2 protein-coding genes are annotated in these 772 nt (G+C 66.3%); one reads left to right on the top strand and one right to left on the bottom strand.

The window, feature by feature from the left end:
* Positions 1-101 (bottom strand): hypothetical protein (locus tag A5698_RS29350; protein WP_231967337.1); only part of this gene is annotated, 101 nt, incomplete at its 3' end.
* 93 nt (positions 102-194) lie between these two features.
* Here A5698_RS29350 and A5698_RS07730 point away from each other — a divergent pair.
* On the top strand, positions 195-772 hold a 578-nt coding region (locus A5698_RS07730; RefSeq protein ID WP_156670649.1), incomplete at its 3' end, for an ATP-dependent DNA ligase.

The raw sequence follows: 772 nt of genomic DNA, 5'->3' as shown, positions 1-772 counted from the left end.
CGGAAGCCGTCCCACTTCGGTTCGTAGGACGCGTCCGCGGGAATCGACGCCACCGATTTGGCCAGCATCGGCTTCACCGGCGGCATCACGGGCAGGCGCATTCGGCCATTGTCGCAGTGCCGTCCGCGCTGAACCGGCGATGACATTTCCCGGTGTCGACGGTCAGAAGTGGCGTGGACGCAATAATGGGCGGGGTGGACCTTCCCGTAACGCCGCCGCTCGAACCGATGCTGGCCAAATCGGTGGCGTCGATTCCCGCGGACGCGTCCTACGAACCGAAGTGGGACGGCTTCCGGTCGATCTGCTTCCGCGACGGCGATGAGGTCGAGTTCGGCAGCCGCAACGAACGCCCGCTGACCCGCTACTTCCCCGAACTGGTCGAGGCCGCGAGGACGGAGCTACCCGGACGCTGCGTCATCGACGGCGAGATCGTCGTCGCCGCCGGCCATGGCCTCGACTTCGAGGCCCTGCAACAACGCATCCACCCCGCCGACTCGCGGGTCCGGATGCTGGCCGAGAAGACACCCGCGGCCTTCATCGCGTTCGATCTGCTCGCGCGAGACGACATCGATTACACCCAAAGGCCTTTCGAGGAACGCCGCAACGCACTCGTCGACGCGCTTTCGGGCGCGGGCACGAAATTCCAGGTCACCCCGGTGACGACCGACCTCGCGACGGCACACCGGTGGTTCGACGAGTTCGAGGGCGCGGGCCTCGACGGCGTGATCGCAAAACCTTTGGACCTGACCTATCAGCCGGACAGGCGCGTGAT

Source organism: Mycobacterium sp. E136, from assembly GCF_001666865.1.
GTDB lineage: Bacteria > Actinomycetota > Actinomycetes > Mycobacteriales > Mycobacteriaceae > Mycobacterium.
The sequence above is the reverse complement of the archived record's forward strand: the minus strand, read 5'-3'. Positions and strand labels throughout refer to the sequence as shown.